Origin of the sequence: Streptomyces sp. NPDC126499 (genome assembly GCF_040302485.1) — a bacterium.
Lineage (GTDB): Bacteria > Actinomycetota > Actinomycetes > Streptomycetales > Streptomycetaceae > Streptomyces.
This window is the reverse complement of record NZ_JBEOUO010000026.1, coordinates 33,096-51,699: the sequence shown is the minus strand read 5'-3', so window position 1 is coordinate 51,699 and position 18,604 is coordinate 33,096. Positions and strand designations below refer to the sequence as shown.

Genomic DNA, 18,604 nt, shown 5'->3' with positions numbered 1-18,604 from the left:
CCGGAGCACGGGACTGCTGTGAGCGCCCCCGCCCCCGCCGACTGCCCCCGCCCTCGTCCCCGCCGACCGCCCTGGTCCCCGTACGGCGCCCAGCCCGTACGGCGGCTACGCCGCGTCCGGGAGGCCCGGCTCGCCCTCCGGCAGCCAGGAGCCGGGCGGCCGGACGTGCCAGCCCTCGCGGGCGGCGAGCTCGGCGGCGGCGCGGCGCAGGGCGTCGAGGCCGGGATGCCGCAGCCCCCGGCGCCACACCAGGCTCACGGGCGACAGCGGTACGGGGTCGGCCAGGGGCCGCAGGACGCTGCCCGGCATGGGCGGGAAGTCGACGACGGCGAGCACCGAGACGCGGGCCTTCTCCATGATCCGGCGAAACTCCTCCTTGCCGACGGCCAGCGGCGCGGGCGGCGCGACCCGGATGCCCCGGCCGGCGAACAGCCGGGCGGCGAGGTCGGTCCACTCGGGCGTGCGGTCGTTGCCGGCGCCCGCGTAGACGTCCCGGCCGGCGAGGGCGGCGAGCGGGACGGCGGGCAGCTCGGCAAGCGGGTCGTCCTCGGGCAGCAGCACGGCCATCGGCTCGTACCGCACGAACTGCGTGTCCAGGCCGGCCCGCAGCTCGGGCGCGAGCCCCCCGTACCGTCCGAAGGAGGCGTCGAGCCGGCCGGCCAGGATCTCGCGGACGGCGCCGGTCAGTCCGCTCTCGTAGCGGGCCATGAGCTCCAGCTCGGGGGCGAGTTCGCGGGCGCGGTGGAGCACGGACTCGTGGCCGAGGCCGGGGCTGTTGAGGTCGACGAGGAGGGGGCGGGGAACGCCGCGGAAGGCGTCGGCGAGCTCGTCGTGCGCGGCGAGGACCGCGCGGGCGTACGGGAGGAGCCGTTCGCCGTCGGGGGTGAGGGTGACCTGGCGGGTGGTCCGTACGAACAGTTCGGCGCCCAGCTCCCGTTCGAGCCGCCGCACGTCCCGGCTGAGGGCCTGCTGGGCGACGAAGAGCCGGCCGGCGGCACGGGTGAAGTGGAGCTCCTCGGCGACGGCGACGAAGGCGCGCAGCAGCCGGGGGTCGACGTCGGTGCGCTGTCCGACGGAGGAGGCGGCGCGGGACGTGGCGCGGGACGTGCTTGGAGGGCTCGGGGTGCTTGGAGGGCTCGGGGTGCTCGGGGTGCTCACCGCCGCAGTTAACAACCCGAACGCGTGAATCGCCACCGAATAGGTGTTGGACCGACAGGGCCATGCCAAATGAGCCTTGATCCATGCCGCCCTCCGACCATCTGACGCTGACCCCCACCGGCCCCGCCCTCGCCCCCCGCTACCGCGAGACCGCGCCCCGACCGCCCGCCAACCCCTACCTCCGCCTCTTCACCGTCCCCGGGGCCCGCGCCTTCACCGCCGGCAACCTCATCGCCCGGCTGCCCATGGGCATGTTCGGCGTCAGCACGGTCGTCATGATCGCGGAGGGGTACGGCTCCTACGCCCTCGCCGGGGCCGTCAGCGCGGCCGGCCTGGTCGCCGGGGCGCTCACCGCGCCCTGGATCGCCCGGCTCGTCGACCGCCACGGCCAGGCCCGCATCGCCGTGCCCGCCACCGTCTGGGCCGTCCTCGGTCAGCTGCTCCTGCTGCTGGGCGCGTACAGCCACGCCCCGGCCTGGGTGCTGGCCGCCACGGCCGTGCTGAGCGCCACCGCGCCCAACACCGGCGGCATGTCCCGGGCCCGCTGGGCCCACCTCCTGAAGGACGACCCGAACGCCCTGCACACCGCCAACGCCTTCGAACAGGCCGCCGACGAGCTGTGCTTCATGCTCGGCCCGGTGCTCGCCGCGTTCCTCTGCTCGGCGCTGTTCCCGGAGGCGGGCACCCTGGTCGCCGCCGTCCTCTTCCTCACCGGAGTGCTGCTGTTCGCCGCGCAGCGCGCCACCGAGCCGCCGGTCGCCCCGCGCACCAGCGCCGGCTCCCCGCTGCGCGCCCCGGGCATGCCGGCGCTGCTCGCGGTCTTCCTCGCCACCGGCGCGATCTTCGGCGCGATGGAGGTGGTCACCCTCGCGTACGTGGACGGGCCCGTCGCCGGCCCCGTGCTCGCCCTCCAGGCCGCCGGCTCCTGCGCGGCCGGCCTGGTCTACGGCCGCGCCCGCCGCTCGGCCCGGCTCGCGAGCTGCCTCGCCGCGATGACCGTCCTGATGGCCCTGCCGCTGCTCGCCGCCCTCACGGGCTCCCTGTTCGTCCTCGCGGGCGCCCTGCTGGCGGCGGGCATGGCGATCGCCCCGACGATGGTCACGGGCATGTCCCTCGTCCAGCGCCTGACCCCGGCGGCCCAGCTCAACGAGGGCATGACCCTCGCCGTCACCGCCCTGCTCGGCGGCATCGCCACCGGCTCGGCCACCGGCGGCTGGCTCGCGGACCACGCCCCCTCGACCACCTACGGCTACCTGATCCCCCCGACGGCGGCAGCCCTGGCCCTGACCCTGTGCCTGGCGGCCCGGGTGGGCAGGGGGCGAGTCGAGTGACGAGACAGCGAGGCGGTGTTCGTCGTCCACGCGGCGGGACCAGTAGCCGGACAGCTCCCCCTTGAAGGGCTCGTGTACCGGGCCGACGACAAGGAAGTCGTGATCATCAAGGCCCGCTACCGCACTGAACTCCACCCGGCATGACAAAGGCCCGGCGGTCGCGTACGACCACCGGGCCTGTGCCCACATGGGATGAAGTGGAGATGGCGGGAATCGAACCCGCGTCCAACGGTGCGGAACCAGGGCTTCTCCGTGTGCAGTCTGGTACGAGTTTCTCGGCCCTCCGGATCACCCAGACAAGTCCGGAACGGGCTCAGTCACTGTTTGATTTCCCTCTTCACCCCGTGACCGGGATCAAGGTTTAGTTCCCTGCATGATGCCAGGATCCGGGTCGGGAACAGCCCCGGGCTGACACTTCGCGAGTCGCTACTTAGGCAGCGAGGGCGAAGGAATCGCGCTTGGTGTTGGCGATTATTGGTTTCGGCGCGTGGTTAACGAGATCATTGCCGCTTCCTCGACACGCTTCCCCTGCTTCGACATCCGCTGTCGAAACCGATCATCCCCATGTTGATTTTTCAATCCGCGCACCCTCGGTGAGGTGCGTGGCCCATCGTACGTGACCAACGGCCACGCGTGCCAGCGTATTCCCGGCGGTCGGTCCAGCGGTCGGTCCAGCGGTCGGCCCGGGCCCAGTGGCCGGCCCGGCGGTCGGCCCCGGCGGTCAGCCAGCGGCGAGCTTCGCCGCCCGCTCACGGCGGCGCGCCGCCGCGATGGCGCGGCTCGCCTCGCGCGTGTCCTGCTTCTCCCGCAGCGTCTGCCGCTTGTCGTACTCCTTCTTGCCCTTGGCGAGCGCGATCTCGCACTTGACCCGGCCGCCCAGGAAGTACAGCGCGAGGGGCACGATCGTGTGACCCGTCTCGGAGGACTTCTGCGCCAGCTTGTCGATCTCCGCCCGGTGCAGCAGCAGCTTGCGCTTCCGCTTCGCCGAGTGGTTGGTCCAGCTGCCCTGGGAGTACTCCGGGACGTGGATGTTGTGCAGCCAGGCCTCTCCGCCGTCGATCTGGACGAAGCCGTCGACGAGCGACGCCCGGCCCATCCGCAGCGACTTCACCTCGGTGCCCATGAGCACCAGGCCGCACTCGTAGGTGTCGAGGATGTGGTAGTCGTGCCGCGCCTTCTTGTTCTGCGCGATGAGCTTGCGCTCCGGCCCCTTGTCCTGGCTCTTCTTCTTCGCAGGCTTGCCCTGCACGTTGACGAGTCCCTTTGCCATAGTGCGGTCATTTTCGCACTACGAGCCCCCTCCGAGGCCACTCAATACCGTACGGGCCCGCTGCTCGGCCCGGTCGCCGCCCGCGTCGCGGACCACGAGGTCCGGGACGATGCCGCGGCCGTCGACCGCGTGCCCGGCGGGCGTCCGGTAGTGCCCGACGGTCAGCTCGGCCACGGAGCCGTCCGGCAGCGTGCTCGGCATCTGCACCGCGCCCTTGCCGAAGGTGCGCGAACCGACCGTGACCGCCCGGCCCCGGTCCTTCAGCGCGCCGGTCAGCAGCTCGGCCGCGCTCATCGTGCCGCCGTCCACCAGCGCCACCAGGGGCCGCCCGGTGTCGCCGCCGCCCTCCGCGTACACCGCGCGCTGTTCGCCGTCGACGTCGTACGTGGCGACGAGTCCGCCGTCGAGGAAGGCGGAGGCGGCGGTCGCGGCCTCCGCGAGCAGGCCGCCGGAGTTGCCGCGCAGGTCGAGCAGCACCCCGGCACCGGCGGGCGCGGCGCGCACCGCCGCCCGTACCCGCTCCCCGGTGCCCTTGGTGAAGGCGGACACCCGGATCAGGACGGCGCCGTCGTCGAGCCGGCGGACGGTGACCGGATCGGTCGCGAGCCGCGCCCTGCGCAGGGTCGCGGTCCAGGCGGCCCGGCCGCGTTCGAGACCCAGGACGACGGTGGAGCCGGGGGCGCCGCCGCGCAAGCGCGCGACGACCTCGGAGACGGAGAGGCCACCGACCGGGCGGCCGTCGACGGTGGTGAGCCGGTCGCCCGGCCGCAGCCCGGCCCGCGCGGCGGGCCCGCCGGCCTGCACCCGGCTGATCGCCACCCGGTCGGGCCCGGCCTTGCGGGCGGAGAGCCCCACGCCGGTGTACGTGCCGTCGAGGGCCTGCTCGAACTCGGCGTACTCCCGCTTGTCGTACACCACGCCCCAGCGGTCCCCGCTGCGGCTGACGAACTCCTCCGCCGCCTCGGTGCCCGACTTGCCGTCGGCCATGGCCTCGGCGGCGGCCCGGGCGAGCGCGGCCCGGTCGACGGTGCCCCGGTCGGCGGTGTCCCGGTCCGCCCGGGCCCGTTCGGCCGCCACGGGCGCGGACGCCGGTTCGTACGCCTGCTCCCGGCGCGGCAGGGAACCGGTCGCCGCGGCCGTACCGAGCACTCCGGCGAAGACCAACGTCAGGGCGGCCCCACGGAGGACTCCGCGGGGCCGTCGACAGAACTCGGGGCCGGCACCGGCACGCATGTCGCCCACTCTAGGACAAGCGGACGGCGCCGTACGGCCGTTGGCCGGACGACGCCGCACACGCAACGCGAGGGAACCGTCACACCTTCAGGTACTTGCGCAGGGCGACGAAGGCCGCCAGGGCCGGCATCAGCAGGCCGATCGCGAGGACGAGGGGCAGCTTGGCGAAGACGGCGTCCCAGCCGATGAAGTTGACGAGCTGCATCTTCTCGGCGAGTGCGATGCCGTGGTCGATCAGGAAGTACCGGCCGACGAGGAGCATCACGCAGGCGACGGCGCCGCCGAGGAGTCCGGCGAAGGCGGCCTCCATGATGAACGGCATCTGGATGTAGAAGTTGGTCGCGCCGACGAGCCGCATGATGCCGGTCTCGCGGCGGCGGCTGAAGGCGGAGACGCGCACCGTGTTGACGATCAGCATCAGCGCGATGACCAGCATGAGGCCCATGACGCCGAGGGCGGCGATGTTCATGCCGTTCATCAGGTCGAAGAGGTTCTGCAGGATGTTGCGCTGGTCCTGGACCGACTCCACGCCGTCACGGCCCGCGAAGGCGGTCGCGACCACCTTGTACTTCTCCGGGTCCTTCAGCTTGACCCGGAACGACTCCTGCATCTGATCCGGCGTCACCACCGAGGCGATGGCCGTGTCGCCGTACTGCTCCTTGTAGTGCTTGTAGGCCTCGTCGGCGGTCTCGTGGTGGACCGTCTCGACGATGTCCATCTTCTTCAGGTCGGCCTCGATCTGCTCCTTCTGCTGCGCGGTGACCGCGCCCTTGGCGCACTTGGCCGAGGTGGCGCCGTCGCTCTTGTTGCAGAGGAAGATGGAGACGTTGACCTTGTCGTACCAGTAGTCCTTCATCGTGCTGACCTGCTCGCGCATGAGCAGCGCGCCGCCGAAGAGGGCGAGCGAGAGGGCCACGGACACGATGACGGCGAAGGTCATCGTGAGGTTGCGCCGGAGACCGACCCCGATCTCCGAGAGCACGAACTGAGCGCGCATGTGAGTACCCCCGCCCGTCAGTGCTGGTAGCCGTAGACGCCGCGCGCCTGGTCACGGACGAGGCGGCCCTTTTCGAGCTCAATGACGCGCTTGCGCATCTGGTCGACGATGTTCTGGTCGTGGGTCGCCATGACGACGGTGGTCCCTGTCCTGTTGATGCGGTCGAGCAGCTTCATGATGCCGACGGAGGTCTGCGGGTCGAGGTTGCCGGTGGGCTCGTCGGCGATCAGCAGCATCGGGCGGTTGACGAAGGCCCGGGCGATGGCGACGCGCTGCTGCTCACCGCCGGACAGCTCGCCCGGCATGCGGTCCTCCTTGCCGCCCAGGCCGACCAGGTCGAGCACCTGGGGCACGGCCTTGCGGATCTCGCCGCGCGGCTTGCCGATGACCTCCTGGGCGAAGGCCACGTTCTCGGCGACGGTCTTGTTGGGCAGGAGGCGGAAGTCCTGGAAGACGGTGCCCAGTTGGCGGCGCATGTGCGGCACCTTCCAGTTGGAGAGCCGGGCCAGGTCCTTGCCCAGGACGTGCACCTGTCCGTGGCTGGCGCGCTCCTCGCGCAGGATCAGCCGCAGGAAGGTCGACTTTCCGGAGCCGGAGGAACCGACGAGGAAGACGAACTCCCCCTTCTCGATCTCCAGGGAGACGTCCCGGAGCGCGGGGCGGTTCTGCTTCGGATAGGACTTGGAGACGTTGTCGAATCGGATCACGGATGCACCACGGTCGGCCGGGAGTAGGTGTGCGTGACCATACGCGAACGGGGATGGCCCGCGCAGTCGCGGTCCGGGCTTGTGTGCTTTATCCTTTTCGTCCTTGCGCTCGTGGTCGCTCGGGGCGCGCCGAAAAGCTCCGGAGCTGGCACAGTGGTAGGGGGAACGCGCGGGTCACCCGGAGCGTTCTTCTTGTCAGACCCCTGTGCGGGAGGAGGAGAGCGCATGACCTATGACCGATTGGTGTGCGCCAACTGCGCGGCCCCCGTCGCGGAGGGCCGTTGTCCCGTCTGCCGCGCGAACCGCGAGCGACTGCCCCAGCCGTCGGGCCTGACCCCGGCGATGCTGCTGGCCCTGGTGATCGCCCTCGTGGCGGCGATGGCCCTGCTGGCGGCGGTGCGGGGCGCATAGGGGCCCCTGGGAGTACGTGGAAGGGCCGGAGGTGCTGGGAAGCACCTCCGGCCCTTCTGTGTGCCGTCACCGGCCGTCCGTGACCCTTATGGCCTGACGGCCGGGGCTCAGGGCTCAGACGGCGGCGCGGCCACCGCCCACGAGGCGCGGCAGGAAGCGGAAGCCGATGCCACCGGCGATCATGGTGGCGGCACCGATGATCAGGAACGAGGTCTCGGCGGCGCCGGTCTCGGCCAGCTCCTCCTTGGCCTTGCCCTGCTCGACGGGCTGCGAGCCGGCGTTGTTGGTGCCGGGGTTGTTGTCGACGCACTCGGCGCCGTCGAGGTCGACGGTGCAGGTGCCGGCGCCGCCGTCGGTGGAGGACCCACCGTTGCCGCCGTTGCCGCCCTGGCCGCCGTTGTCACCGGACCCGCCGTTGTCGCCGGACCCGCCGTTGTTGCCGTTGCCACCGTTGTTGCCGTTACCGGCGGAGGTGCCGGCCGAGGTACCGGTGGACGTGCCGGCGGAGGTGCCCGTCGACGTACCGGTCGAGGTGCCGGTGGACGTACCGGTCGAGGTACCGGCCGAGGTGCCGGTGGACGTACCGGTCGAGGTGCCCGCCGAGGTACCGGTGGACGTACCGGTCGAGGTGCCCGTGGACGTACCCGTCGAGGTACCGGTGGAAGTACCGGTCGAGGTGCCCGCCGAGGTACCGGTGGACGTGCCCGTCGAGGTACCGGTCGAGGTGCCCGTGGACGTGCCGGTCGACGTACCCGTCGAGGTACCGGTCGACGTGCCCGTGGACGTACCCGTCGAGGTACCGCCGTCGGACGTGCCGGTGGACGTACCCGTCGAGGTACCGGTCGAGGTGCCCGTGGACGTACCGGTCGACGTACCCGTCGAGGTACCGGTGGACGTACCCGTCGAGGTACCGGTGGACGTGCCCGTGGACGTGCCGGTCGAGGTGCCCTCGGTGGTTCCGACGGACGTGTTGCCCTCCGAGTCCCCGATGCCGAGGCCGGCGTCCAGGCCCTCGTTGGTCACCGTGACCTCGGCCTCGATGCCGTTCACGGCCTGGGCGGCACCGGCAACGGTGAGCGACGCGCCGGCCGCGATCACGGCACCGGCAGCTATCCGCGCGACGCGGACCCGCGTCTTCTTGGTCATCTGGCTGCTACCCCCAGTAGCTGAAATCGTCTGTAGAGCCGCGCTCGGGGCTACGGACACCGGGGGCCGTCACACACGCGCTGGACCTGCCCCCGTTCACACGCGCCCCAGAAATACGCATGCCGCGGGCCACCCTTTCGAGTTTCCGAGGGTGCGTCAAGGTCGTTGCGCGTGCGATGCCCGAAAGATCACCGTCTGCCCGCCATGCGGGGATGCAACTGTGACGTAAACCCGGAACTCCCGCACTCACCGCACCAGTTCCCATGTCGACAAAGCGTCAGAATCGTCCGTCCGTCGCTTGCGCCCGCGAATCCAACGTCGCGTCCCCATCAGCCGCACCAAGTCGGACTCGAGCGAACCCGGCCTCAACCACCCTGGTCCCTCCCCCACCCGCGCACACAAGACAGCGCGAACCAAGGCCAACAGGTCACTGACAGAGTGAACCTCAACCGTCACGTTGCTCAGGCCGCTCACACCGGGAACTTCACCTGGCACGACTGTCGGGACTGCATCCCGGACCGCGCAGAGGCGGCCGCACATCACCCTCGCCAGCAGGCCGCAGAACGCCGCAAATGGATCGGGGGCCGTGCAGAGGTCCTTGACCATCCGGTACGAGTGGAGGGCGCACGAGCACATCTGCTTTCCCCAGCAGCTGCCACCATCGCCCTTCAGGGCGCCTAGCTCGGCCTGCCCCTCCTGACCGGGCGATCCGCCCACCACATGGACTACTGTTGGTACATGTCGATGAAGCGAACCAACGTCTACGCCGACCCCGCGGACCTCGCGCTCATCAAGGAAGCTGCCAAGCGGCGCGGTATCAGCGAGGCGGAGATAATCCGGCAGGGTATCCACCTCGCGGCCATGGCCAATCGGGTGTGGGACGAGCCGCTCTTCTCGCGTACCTTCGAGGGGGCGGGGCGGACGCTCTCGCGGGACGAGGTGCGGGACGCGGTCGCGGACGGCGTCACGGGCGAGGCGGGGACCACCGCGTGATCATCGTCGTCGCCGATACGTCGGGGCTGCTCGCCGCGCTCGACTCGACGCATCCCGAGCACCAGGCGGCCGGTGAGGCGATCATGGCCGCCGGGCTGCTGGTCATCTCCCCCCTGCTGCTCGCAGAACTCGACCACGTGGCGACTCGGGAGCTCGGCCGGACGGCGGCGATCAGCGCGGTCGACGACATCCGGCACTGGTTGAGGCGCGGACGCGTCAGTGTCCCCGAGGTCACGGACAACCATCTGGGGGCCGCGCAGTCGCTGCGGGCGCGGTACGCAGGGCTGGATCTGGATCTCGCCGATGCCGTGAATGTGGCGCTCGCCGCCGACTACGACACCGACGCGATCCTCACCCTCGACCGTCGCGACTTCCGCGCCGTACGCCCACTGGGCCGCCACAAGGCGTTCCGGGTGCTGCCTGACGATCTTCCGCTCTGAGGCCGGCTTCCTGTACACCGGGCCCCGCTCACCTCGTGCGGTGAGCGGGGCCTGGTTACGCGTACGGAAGGGGCGGCCGTTACTGCGCCTGCTCCTGCTGCTTGCGCCAGCGGATGCCCGCCTCGAGGAAGCCGTCGATCTCGCCGTCCAGGACGGCCTGCGGGTTGCCGACCTCGAACTCCGTACGGAGGTCCTTGACCATCTGGTACGGGTGGAGGACGTACGAGCGCATCTGGTTGCCCCAGGAGCTGCCGCCGTCGCCCTTGAGCGCGTCCATCTTGGCGCGCTCCTCCTGGCGCTGGCGCTCCAGGAGCTTGGCCTGCAGGACGTTCATGGCGCTCGCCTTGTTCTGGATCTGGGAGCGCTCGTTCTGGCAGGAGACGACGATGCCGGTCGGGAGGTGCGTGATGCGCACGGCCGAGTCGGTGGTGTTGACGCCCTGGCCGCCGGGGCCGGACGCGCGGTAGACGTCGATGCGGAGCTCCGACTCGTCGATGTCGACGTGGTCGGACTGCTCGACGACCGGGAGGATCTCGACGCCGGCGAAGGAGGTCTGGCGGCGGCCCTGGTTGTCGAAGGGCGAGATGCGGACCAGGCGGTGGGTGCCCTGCTCGACGGAGAGGGTGCCGTAGGCGTAGGGGGCCTTGACCACGAAGGTGGTCGACTTGATGCCGGCCTCCTCCGCGTACGAGGTCTCGTAGACCTCGGTCGAGTAGCCGTGGCGCTCGGCCCAGCGCAGGTACATGCGCTGGAGGCGCTCGGCGAAGTCGGAGGCGTCGACGCCGCCGGCCTCGGCGCGGATGTTGACCAGCGCCTCGCGCTCGTCGTACTCGCCGGACAGGAGGGTGCGGACCTCCATCTCGTCGAGGGCCTTGCGGACGGCCGTGAGCTCGGTCTCGGCCTCGGCCCGGGTGTCCGGGTCGTCCATCTCCTCGGCCAGCTCGAAGAGGACCGCGAGGTCGTCGATCCGGCTCCGCAGGGCCTCGGCCTTGCGCACCTCGGCCTGGAGGTGCGAAAGCTTGCTCGTGATCTTCTGCGCCGCCTCCGGGTCGTCCCACAGGGACGGGGCCGCGGCCTGCTCTTCGAGCACGGCGATGTCTGCCCTCATCTTGTCGAGGTCCAGGACGGCCTCGATCGACCCCATGGTCGAGGAGAGGGACTTCAGCTCTTCGGATACATCGACGACTGCCACGCGTCCAGCGTAACGGCTCCGGGCAAGGACCCGGACCTGCGATCCCGCCCGACGGCGACGATCCGGCGCCGGGCGGTGTCAAGCGGCGCCGGACACGGGCGGGGGCCGGGACCGGGCCGGTGCCCCGAGGTACGGGCGCGGCGGCCCGGGCCGCCTACGGCTGGGACGACGTCTTCGAGTCCTGCGGCGGGCCGTCCCCGTCCCCGGACGTCGCCAGGTAGCCGCCCGCGCCCAGCGCGCCCGCGATCACGACCGCCGCGACGGTGAGCGTGATCCGGCGCTTGCGGACGGCGCCGGCCTTGTGGCGGGCCGAGCCGGGGCGGCGGGCGCCCGCCGGGCGCGGGGCGCGGGCGGTGCCGAGCGGGCCGCCGGAGAGCTCGTCGGGGCCGGGGACCCGCATGGAGGTGTGGGTGTCCCGGTTGGAGTCGGGGGAGGCGCCGGGGACGAGCGGGACGGCGGCGCGGCGCGGGGCGGGCGAGCCCGTGCCCGTGGCAGTGGGGTAGGGGTCCTCCTCGTACGAGGGTTCCGCCGCCGGGTCCGCGTCCGGCTCGTCCACGTCGAGCGGCGGGATGCCCTTGAGCGTCGGCAGCACGTCCCGCAGCCGGGTCGCGAGCTCCGAGGCGCGCAGCCGGGAGGCGGGGGCCTTGGCGAGGCACTGGACGACGAGCTGCCACAGCTCCTCGGGGATGCCGGGCAGCGGGACGACGGTCTCGGTGACGTGGCGGCGCAGGACGGCGCCGGGGTGGCCGCCGCCGAACGGGGTGAAGCCGGCGAGCAGCTCGTACAGGACGGTCGCGAGCGCGTAGATGTCGACGGCGGCGCGGGGCGGCAGGCCCTCGACGATCTCGGGGGCGAGGTAGTCGGGGGTGCCGATGATGCGGGTGGCCTTGGTGCGGCCGGGGGTGTCGATGAGCTTGGCGACGCCGAAGTCGGTGAGCAGGGCGGGGTGGGCGCCGCCGGGGCCGAGCGGCCCCTCCATGTCGAGGAGGATGTTCTCGGGTTTGACGTCGCGGTGGACGACACCGGCCTTGTGGGCGACGGCGAGGCCGTCGGCGACGTCGGCGATGATCGCGACGGCGGCCTCGGGGGCGAGCCGGCGCTCGCGGTCGAGGCGGGTGCGCAGGTCGGTGCCGCGGACGAGGTCCATGACGAGGGCGAGGTCGTTGCCGTCGACGACGAGGTCGCGGACGGAGACGACGTGCGGGTGGTCGAGCCCGAGCAGGGCGGTGCGCTCCTGGACGAAGCGGCCGACGAGTTCCTGGTCGGCGGCGAGGTCCTCGCGCAGCAGCTTGATGGCGACGGGGCCCTCGGGGCCCTCGCCGAGCCACACCGTGCCGGCGCTGCCCCGCCCGAGGATCTGGTGGGCCGTGTAGCGGCTGCCGATATTCCGTGCCAAGACTGCTCCCTCAGCGCTGCGGTTCGCGTCAAAGTTACGCGTCCGAAGGTGCCGACCGGCACTTCCGAGGGGAAATCACCCCTCGGAAGTCGACAAATCGATGCCGTGGCCGTGCGCTACTGGCCCGTACCGCCGGTAGCACCCGTGTTCGTGCTGTCGATGAGGTCGGAGACCCAGCCGGTGAACGAGGAGATCCCGTCGCCGATCGCCTCCCAGTAGCCCTTGCCCTGGGCGACCCAGTCCTGGAGCGGGGTGAGCTCCCAGACGAGCCAGCCGGCGATCACGAACAGCAGGACCGTGAACAGGCAGCCCTTGAGGCAGCCGAGGCCCGGGATGCGCATCGGGTTGGCGCTGCGCTGCCGCGGCGGCCGCGGTTCACGCGGTACGGGGGCGGGCGCCGGGGCCTGCGGGGGCGGCTGCGGGGGCGCGTACTGCTGCTGCGGCGGCTGCGGCGGCTGGGGCGCGTAGTGCTGCCGCTGCGGGGGCTGCTGCTGGTACGGCTGCGGCTGGTGCTGCTGCTGGTACGGCTGGGGCTGGTGCGGCGGCGGGGCCTGCGGCGGGCGCTGCGGGTACTGCTGCGGCTGCGGCTGGCGCTGCGGACGGCGGCGCAGGGGGTCCTGGCTCGGGTCCAGGTACTGCACCTGCGTCTGCTCGTTGCGGTCGCGGGCCGCGCGCAGCTGGGTCTGCCAGGGGTGCGGCTGCTCGGCCGGCGGGTTCTCCGGTACGGGGGGCATGACCGCGGTCGGGTCGGCGGCCCCCGTGGCGGGGAGCACGGAGGTCGGGTCGGAGGCGCCCGCCGGGCCGCTGGTCGGCATCACGCTGGTGGCCGCGGCCGGGTCGTACTGCGGGGGCTCGGGGGCGCCGGAGGTGCTGGGCAGCACCTGGGTGGCGCCGGCCGGGTCGACGCCGGGGGTGTCCGGGACGGGCGCCGGGGCCGGGTCGGGGGCGAGCAGGGCGCCGACGCCCTCGGCGGCCTCGATCTGGGCGGGACTGGCGTGCACGCCGATGCCGGCGGCGACCGTGCGCAGGGCGCGGGCCAGGTTCTCGGCGCTCGGCCGGCGGTCCGGGTCCTTGCTGAGGCAACGCTCTATCACCGTCCACAGCGGGCCGGGCACGGTCGAGGGGCGGCGCGGGTCCTCGCTCAGGTGCCGGTGGAGCACCTCCAGGGCGGTGCCGCCGGCAAACGGGGGCCGGCCGGTGACCAGCTCGTAGAGCAGGATGCCGGCGCCGTAGATGTCGACGGCGGAGGTCTGCGGGCGGCCCTCGGCGGACTCGGGCGCCACGTACGCGGGCGTGCCGACGAACTCGTGGGTGCGGGTCAGGCCCGGGGAGTCGGCCAGGCGCGCGATGCCGAAGTCGGTGAGCATCGGGAACATGGCGCCGTCCCGCTCGGCGAGCAGCACGTTGGCCGGCTTGAGGTCGCGGTGCACGACGCCGTCGGCGTGGCTCGCGGCGAGGGCGTCGGCGATCTGCGCGGTGAGCAGCGCGGCGGCGACCGGGGTGAGCGGGCCGTTCTCGCGGATGTAGCGGTGCAGGTCGGGACCCTCGACGAGGTCCATGACCAGGGCGAGGACGTCGCCCTCCACGACGAGGTCGCGCGTACGCACGATGTTGGGGTGGGTGAGCCGCAGGAGCACGGAGCGCTCGCGCAGGAAGCGCATCACGATGTCCGCGTCGTTGGCGAGCTCCTCCTTGAGGACCTTGATCGCGACGGTCTCGCCGGGCTGGCCGGGCACGGCCGCCTCGGCGCCGGCCGTCTCCCTCTGGCGGGCTCGCCAGACGGTGCCCGTGGCGCCGCGGCCGAGCGGCTCCTCGAGCAGGTACTTGCTGCCGATAGGCCGCACGTCACGCGCTCCCTGCTGATCGTGGTCCTGGGGTGGTACGTGGAGGGTCCCCGGGGTTCCTGTGTGTTCTGTGACCCGTTTTGCTCTGTGACCGTTGTGTTCTGTGGCCCGTCCGGGTGTCCGACCCACTTTAGTGCCGCCGAACGGGTCACCGGCCGTCTCCCGATCGGCCGATTTCGACACTCCTCGTGTCCGAAAAGGAGACGCGGACCGCGCGGCCGAGGTTGCCGGAAGCGACGCGAGACATACGTAACCAGGCGTTTTCACGTCGAGAGACGACCGAACAAGATCACTTCTGGGCGACCCGTGGGCGGGTTGTCAGTGGCAGGTGCGAGGATGCCTCCAGCACGTCGTGTCGGAGGTCGGGAGCCCCCGCACCGTGCCGACCTGTACCGGACGACGCGTCCGTGCCGGGTGGGGGGAGAAGTGGGCGATTCCCCTGCCCGGCGCGGCGCGCAGAAGGGACCGCTGACGGCGATGCAGATCCGGCTGACCGTCCTCGCGCCGCACGCCGGCCACGGCATCGGGCGCGCCTGCGACGTGCTCGTCACCGCACCCGCGGGGACCGAGCTGGCCGCCGTGGCCTCCTCGCTCGCCGCGGCCGTCTCCGGCCCCGACACCTCCTCCTCCGGGACCACCGTGCTGTACGCGGGTGGCGAGCGGCTCGACACGCGCCGCTGCCTGCTCGGCGAGCCGCCCCTGGTCGACGGGGCCGTGCTCTCCCTCCAGGTGCCCGGCGCGGACGACGGCGGCGGCGAGGACGCCCCGGCCCGGCTCCATGTGGTCGCCGGCCCCGACGCGGGCGGTGTGCACCTGCTGCACGGCGGCGCGATCAGGATCGGCCGCTCCGCCGACGCGGACGTGCCGCTCGACGACCCGGACGTCTCCCGCTCCCACTGCACGGTGACGGTGGGCACCGACGGCCGCGTCACGGTCACCGACCAGGGCTCCACGAACGGGACGACCCTCGACGGCGCCCCCGTCGGCCCGCGGCCCGTCCGCTTCCCGCCCGGCTCCCTGCTGCGGGTCGGCGAGTCCGCCCTGCGCCTGACCGGCCCGGGCGCCGGACCTGCCGCCGGGCCGGGCGGATCCGGCCAGGCGCTCGCCACCGCGCCCGACGGCGAGGGCCATCTGCGCGTGACCCGCCCCGCCGCGGACGGCGAGGGCGGCGGCGCGGGCCACGGCGGGGACACCGGCATCGAGCCGGGCCCGGCGCCCGGGGCGTATGCGCCGCCCTACGAGACGCCGCGCTCCTCGGACGCCACCCACGCCGCGGCCCACGGGGCCCTGGCCGCCGCGGACGGGCACGCGCGCGCGGAGGAGCCCGGCGAGACCGAGGGCGAGATCGAGGCCCACAGCAGGACCCGGCAGAACCGCCGACGCGGACTCGGCGCCTGGGCCCGGCGGATCGCCGGCGGCCGGGAGGAGGCGGCGTCCGCCGAGTACGGCGTCGCCCCGGTACCGGCCTTCCCGGGCGCACGGCCCGACCCGGCGCCCGGCGCCGGCCCCTCCCCCGACACCTGGCCCGACCCCGCCGCCGTCCTCCTCACCGCGCTCGGCCCCGGCCCGCGCCTGTGGGAGCGGGGCCCGGACCACCCCGAGGCCCTGGTCGTCCGGCTCGGCACCACCGACCGGGCCGAGCTGTCCGGGGTGCCCGTCACCGTCGGACTGCGCGAGGCCGGCTCCCTCGGCCTCGCCGGGCCCGCGCCGCGCCTGGGCGGCCTCGCGCGCTCGGTGGTGGCCCAGCTCGCCGCCCTGCACTCCCCCGGCGACCTGGAGATCGTGCTGGTCAGCGCCGACCGGAACCGCCCGCTCGACGAGCGGCGCCGGGCCTGGGGCTGGCTCGGCTGGCTCCCGCACGTGCGCCCGGCACACGGCCAGGACTGCCGGCTGCTCCTCGCCTACGACCGCGACCAGGCGCAAGCCCGGCTGACCGAGCTCACCCGCCGCCTCGACGACGGCCCGCTCGGCCCCGGCTGGGCCAGCGCCGACCGGGCGGCGATCGCCGAGGCCGCCGCGCGCCACGAGGGGCCCACGACGGTCGTGGTCCTCGACGGCGACCCGGGCTCGGCCGCGCTGCGCGAGACGGCGGCCCGGCTCGCCGGTGCGGGCGCCGCGGCCGGCATCCATCTGATCTGCCTGGCGGAGGCCCCCGCCGCCTCCCCCGCCTCACCCGTGGCGGCGACCTACGAGGAGGCGTGCGCGGCCTCCTTCGCCTTCCGCGAGTGCGGGGCCGCCGCCCTGCTCAGCGGCGACGTGGCGACCGCGCTGCGGCTGCTGCGGACGGTCGGCGGCCGGGCCGCGGGACACGGCACCGTCGGTGTGGTGGACGCGGTGTCGGTGGCGTGGGCCGACCGGTTCGGGCGGGCCCTCGCCCCCTTGCGGACGGACACGGCCGGCGGCGCCGGTCAGGGCCGGGCCGCCGCGGCACTCCCCCCGTCGGCCCGGCTCCTCGACGAGCTGGGCCTGGCCCGGGCCACGCCCGCGTCCCTGATGGCCCGCTGGGCCTCCTCCTCCGACGGCACGGCCGTCCTGGGCGCCGGACCGCGCGGGCCGGTCGCGGTCGACCTCACGAAGGAGGGCCCGCACCTGCTGATCGAGGGCCCGCCGGGCAGCGGACGCACCGAGCTGCTGCGCTCCGTCGCCGCCTCCCTCGCGGCCGGCGGCCGCCCCGACCGGCTCGGCCTGCTCCTGGTCGACGGCGCGGGCGGCGAGCGCGGCGAGGGCCTCGCCGCCTGTACGGAGCTGCCGCACGTCACCGAACACCTGGTCGCCTCCGATCCGGTACGGATGCGGGAGTTCGCCCAGGCCCTGGGCGCCGAGCTGAAGCGCCGCGCCGAGCTCCTGGGCGACACGCACTTCGCCGACCGCCGCTCGGGCCGCCTCATCGGCCAGCGCACCGCCAGCGCCGCCGAGACCCTGCCGGCCCCCGCCCGCACCAGCGCCCGGATCCCGGCCGACCTGACCGGTGCCGGCAGCGTCCGCGCACCCCGACCGTCCGCCGGTACGGCCGTGGACACGGGGAGGGGTACGGGCGCGGGCGCGGGTGCGGCTACGGGCGGCGGCGCCGGTTCCTGGCCCGGGACCGGGACGCCGTCCGGCCCTGACTCCGGCTCCTGGCCCGGAACCGGAACCCCGTCCGGCCCGGACTCCGGCTCCTGGCCCGGGACCGGGACGCCGTCCGGCCCGGACTCCGTTCACGACTCCCGGGCCCGCGGCGACCGCACCCCGCCACCCGGCTCGGACCTGCTCGGCGACCGGCCGAGCGGCCGCGCCCACCGACCCGCCGCCGCCCCTGGGCCGGCCGATCGCACCCCCGCGCCCGGCTCCGACGTGCTCGGCGACCGCCCCAGTGGGCGCACCCTGCGCGTGGCGGCCGACGGCTCCGTGGGCGACACCCCCAGCGGACGGCTGCCGAGACCGGCGGCCACACCCCTCGCCGATCGCACCCCCGCGCCCGGCTCCGACGTGCTCGGCGACCGGCCCAGCGGCCGCGCCCACCGACCCGCCGCCACCCCAGCGGCCGACCGCACCCCGCCGCCCGGCTCCGACCTCCTCGGCGACCGGCCCAGCGGGCGCACCTATCGCACCCCGGCCGGTGCCGTGTACGACCCGACCGGCGGGCCCTCGTACCGCAGCACGCCGCCGCCGGGCTCCGACCCGCTCGCGGAGCGGCCCAGCAGCCGCACTCTGCGCGCCGACTCGGGCCGCGCCGACGGCGACCGGGGCGATGTGCCGGACACCGGCGAGCTCGGCCACCGTGCCGTGCCGCGGGTCCCGGGGGCCCGGAGCGGGCCGCCGGCCGAGGGGGCCGGGGCGCTGCCGCGGCTCGTCGTGCTCGTGGACGACTTCGACGCGCTGGTCGCGCCCCCGCTCGGCGCCCCGGGGCGGCCGGCGGCCGGGTCCGTGGTGCGGGCCCTTGAGGCGGTCGCCCGGCACGGGGCGCGGCTCGGGGTGCACCTGGTCGCGACCTCGGCGCGGCCGGACCGCACGGCGGACACGGAGCTGGCGCACGGTGCGCGGCTGCGGATCGTGCTGGACGCGCCGCCGGCCGTGCCCGGCCCGGAGGGGCCGCAGCCGGGGCGCGGACGCCTCGGGCATCCGGACGGTCGGGTGACGCCGTTCCAGGCCGGCCGGGTCACCGGGCGCATCCCGCGCACGGCCACCCTGCGTCCGACGGTCGTCCCGCTGGAGTGGGAGCGGATGGGCGACCCGCCCACCCGCCGCCCGGTCCGCGAGCTGGGCAACGGCCCGACGGACCTGGCCCTGCTCGCGAGCGCGCTCGACCGGGCCGCCCGCTCCGTGGAAGCCACGCCCGTACCGCCCCTGACCTCGCCGACACACGCCTGAGGGCCGGGCCCGGCCTGGGGCGCCCCGGGCGCCGGGGCGCCGATGCCTGACGGGCCGGCCCGTCCGAGACCGCGCCCGGGCGCCGGGCGCGGGGCAGCCACGCGGGCAGCCCGGCTCCTCCAGAGACCGTGCCGGG

General features: G+C 74.0%; 14 protein-coding genes and 1 other RNA gene. 5 read left to right on the top strand and 10 right to left on the bottom strand.

Translation table 11 applies throughout. From position 1 onward, the window contains the following. Positions 1-105: 105 nt before the first annotated feature. Positions 106-1,044: a LysR family transcriptional regulator gene (locus ABTZ91_RS29055; RefSeq protein WP_352080220.1), complete on the bottom strand. Its 939-nt coding sequence runs from the start codon at positions 1,042-1,044 to the stop codon at positions 106-108. A 197-nt stretch (positions 1,045-1,241) separates the two neighbouring features. On the opposite strand from ABTZ91_RS29055, the gene ABTZ91_RS29050 reads away from it, so the two are divergent. Then, positions 1,242-2,489: an MFS transporter gene (locus ABTZ91_RS29050; RefSeq protein ID WP_352080181.1), complete on the top strand. Its 1,248-nt coding sequence runs from the start codon at positions 1,242-1,244 to the stop codon at positions 2,487-2,489. Between the two features lie 195 nt (positions 2,490-2,684). Here the strand turns inward: ABTZ91_RS29050 and ssrA are convergent. From ssrA to ftsE, 5 genes are all read right to left on the bottom strand, one after another. Next, positions 2,685-3,053, bottom strand: a transfer-messenger RNA (tmRNA) gene (ssrA, locus tag ABTZ91_RS29045). Positions 3,054-3,210: 157 nt separating this feature from the next. Continuing rightward, on the bottom strand, positions 3,211-3,759 hold the full coding sequence (gene smpB, locus ABTZ91_RS29040; protein WP_352080180.1) for an SsrA-binding protein SmpB: 549 nt from the start codon (positions 3,757-3,759) through the stop codon (positions 3,211-3,213). 18 nt (positions 3,760-3,777) lie between these two features. Continuing rightward, complete coding sequence (locus tag ABTZ91_RS29035) at positions 3,778-4,992, bottom strand: S41 family peptidase (RefSeq protein WP_352080179.1); 1,215 nt, start codon at positions 4,990-4,992, stop codon at positions 3,778-3,780. 79 nt (positions 4,993-5,071) lie between these two features. Beyond that, positions 5,072-5,989: a permease-like cell division protein FtsX gene (gene ftsX, locus ABTZ91_RS29030; protein WP_352080178.1), complete on the bottom strand. Its 918-nt coding sequence runs from the start codon at positions 5,987-5,989 to the stop codon at positions 5,072-5,074. Positions 5,990-6,006: 17 nt separating this feature from the next. Next, entirely contained in the window at positions 6,007-6,696 is a 690-nt protein-coding gene (gene ftsE / locus ABTZ91_RS29025) for a cell division ATP-binding protein FtsE (RefSeq protein ID WP_345487862.1), read from the bottom strand. Between the two features lie 225 nt (positions 6,697-6,921). Here ftsE and ABTZ91_RS29020 point away from each other — a divergent pair, with 225 nt between their 5' ends. Continuing rightward, positions 6,922-7,107: a hypothetical protein gene (locus ABTZ91_RS29020; RefSeq protein WP_352080177.1), complete on the top strand. Its 186-nt coding sequence runs from the start codon at positions 6,922-6,924 to the stop codon at positions 7,105-7,107. Between the two features lie 114 nt (positions 7,108-7,221). Here the strand turns inward: ABTZ91_RS29020 and ABTZ91_RS29015 are convergent, their stop codons facing one another. Then, positions 7,222-8,253: a hypothetical protein gene (locus ABTZ91_RS29015; RefSeq protein ID WP_352080176.1), complete on the bottom strand. Its 1,032-nt coding sequence runs from the start codon at positions 8,251-8,253 to the stop codon at positions 7,222-7,224. Between the two features lie 738 nt (positions 8,254-8,991). On the opposite strand from ABTZ91_RS29015, the gene ABTZ91_RS29005 reads away from it, so the two are divergent. Both ABTZ91_RS29005 and ABTZ91_RS29000 read left to right on the top strand, forming a co-directional pair. Then, positions 8,992-9,246: a CopG family transcriptional regulator gene (locus ABTZ91_RS29005; protein WP_352080175.1), complete on the top strand. Its 255-nt coding sequence runs from the start codon at positions 8,992-8,994 to the stop codon at positions 9,244-9,246. Continuing rightward, positions 9,243-9,686 (top strand): PIN domain-containing protein, encoded by a 444-nt coding sequence (locus ABTZ91_RS29000; RefSeq protein ID WP_352080174.1) that lies wholly within the window; start codon positions 9,243-9,245, stop codon positions 9,684-9,686. Before ABTZ91_RS29005 ends, ABTZ91_RS29000 begins: the two co-directional genes overlap by 4 nt. Before the next feature lie 79 nt (positions 9,687-9,765). Here ABTZ91_RS29000 and prfB read toward each other — a convergent pair whose 3' ends face one another. The 3 genes from prfB to ABTZ91_RS28985 all read right to left on the bottom strand — a co-directional run bounded on the left by prfB (position 9,766) and on the right by ABTZ91_RS28985 (position 14,118). Continuing rightward, positions 9,766-10,878 (bottom strand): peptide chain release factor 2, encoded by a 1,113-nt coding sequence (gene prfB, locus ABTZ91_RS28995; protein ID WP_352080173.1) that lies wholly within the window; start codon positions 10,876-10,878, stop codon positions 9,766-9,768. 154 nt (positions 10,879-11,032) lie between these two features. Next, positions 11,033-12,274, bottom strand: a complete 1,242-nt coding sequence (locus tag ABTZ91_RS28990) for a serine/threonine-protein kinase (protein WP_352080172.1) — start codon at positions 12,272-12,274, stop codon at positions 11,033-11,035. Between the two features lie 116 nt (positions 12,275-12,390). Next, positions 12,391-14,118: a protein kinase domain-containing protein gene (locus tag ABTZ91_RS28985; RefSeq protein ID WP_352080171.1), complete on the bottom strand. Its 1,728-nt coding sequence runs from the start codon at positions 14,116-14,118 to the stop codon at positions 12,391-12,393. Positions 14,119-14,595: 477 nt separating this feature from the next. Between ABTZ91_RS28985 and ABTZ91_RS28980 the strand changes: the two genes are divergently transcribed. Continuing rightward, complete coding sequence (locus ABTZ91_RS28980; protein WP_352080219.1) at positions 14,596-18,468, top strand: FHA domain-containing protein; 3,873 nt, start codon at positions 14,596-14,598, stop codon at positions 18,466-18,468. Positions 18,469-18,604: the final 136 nt, after the last annotated feature.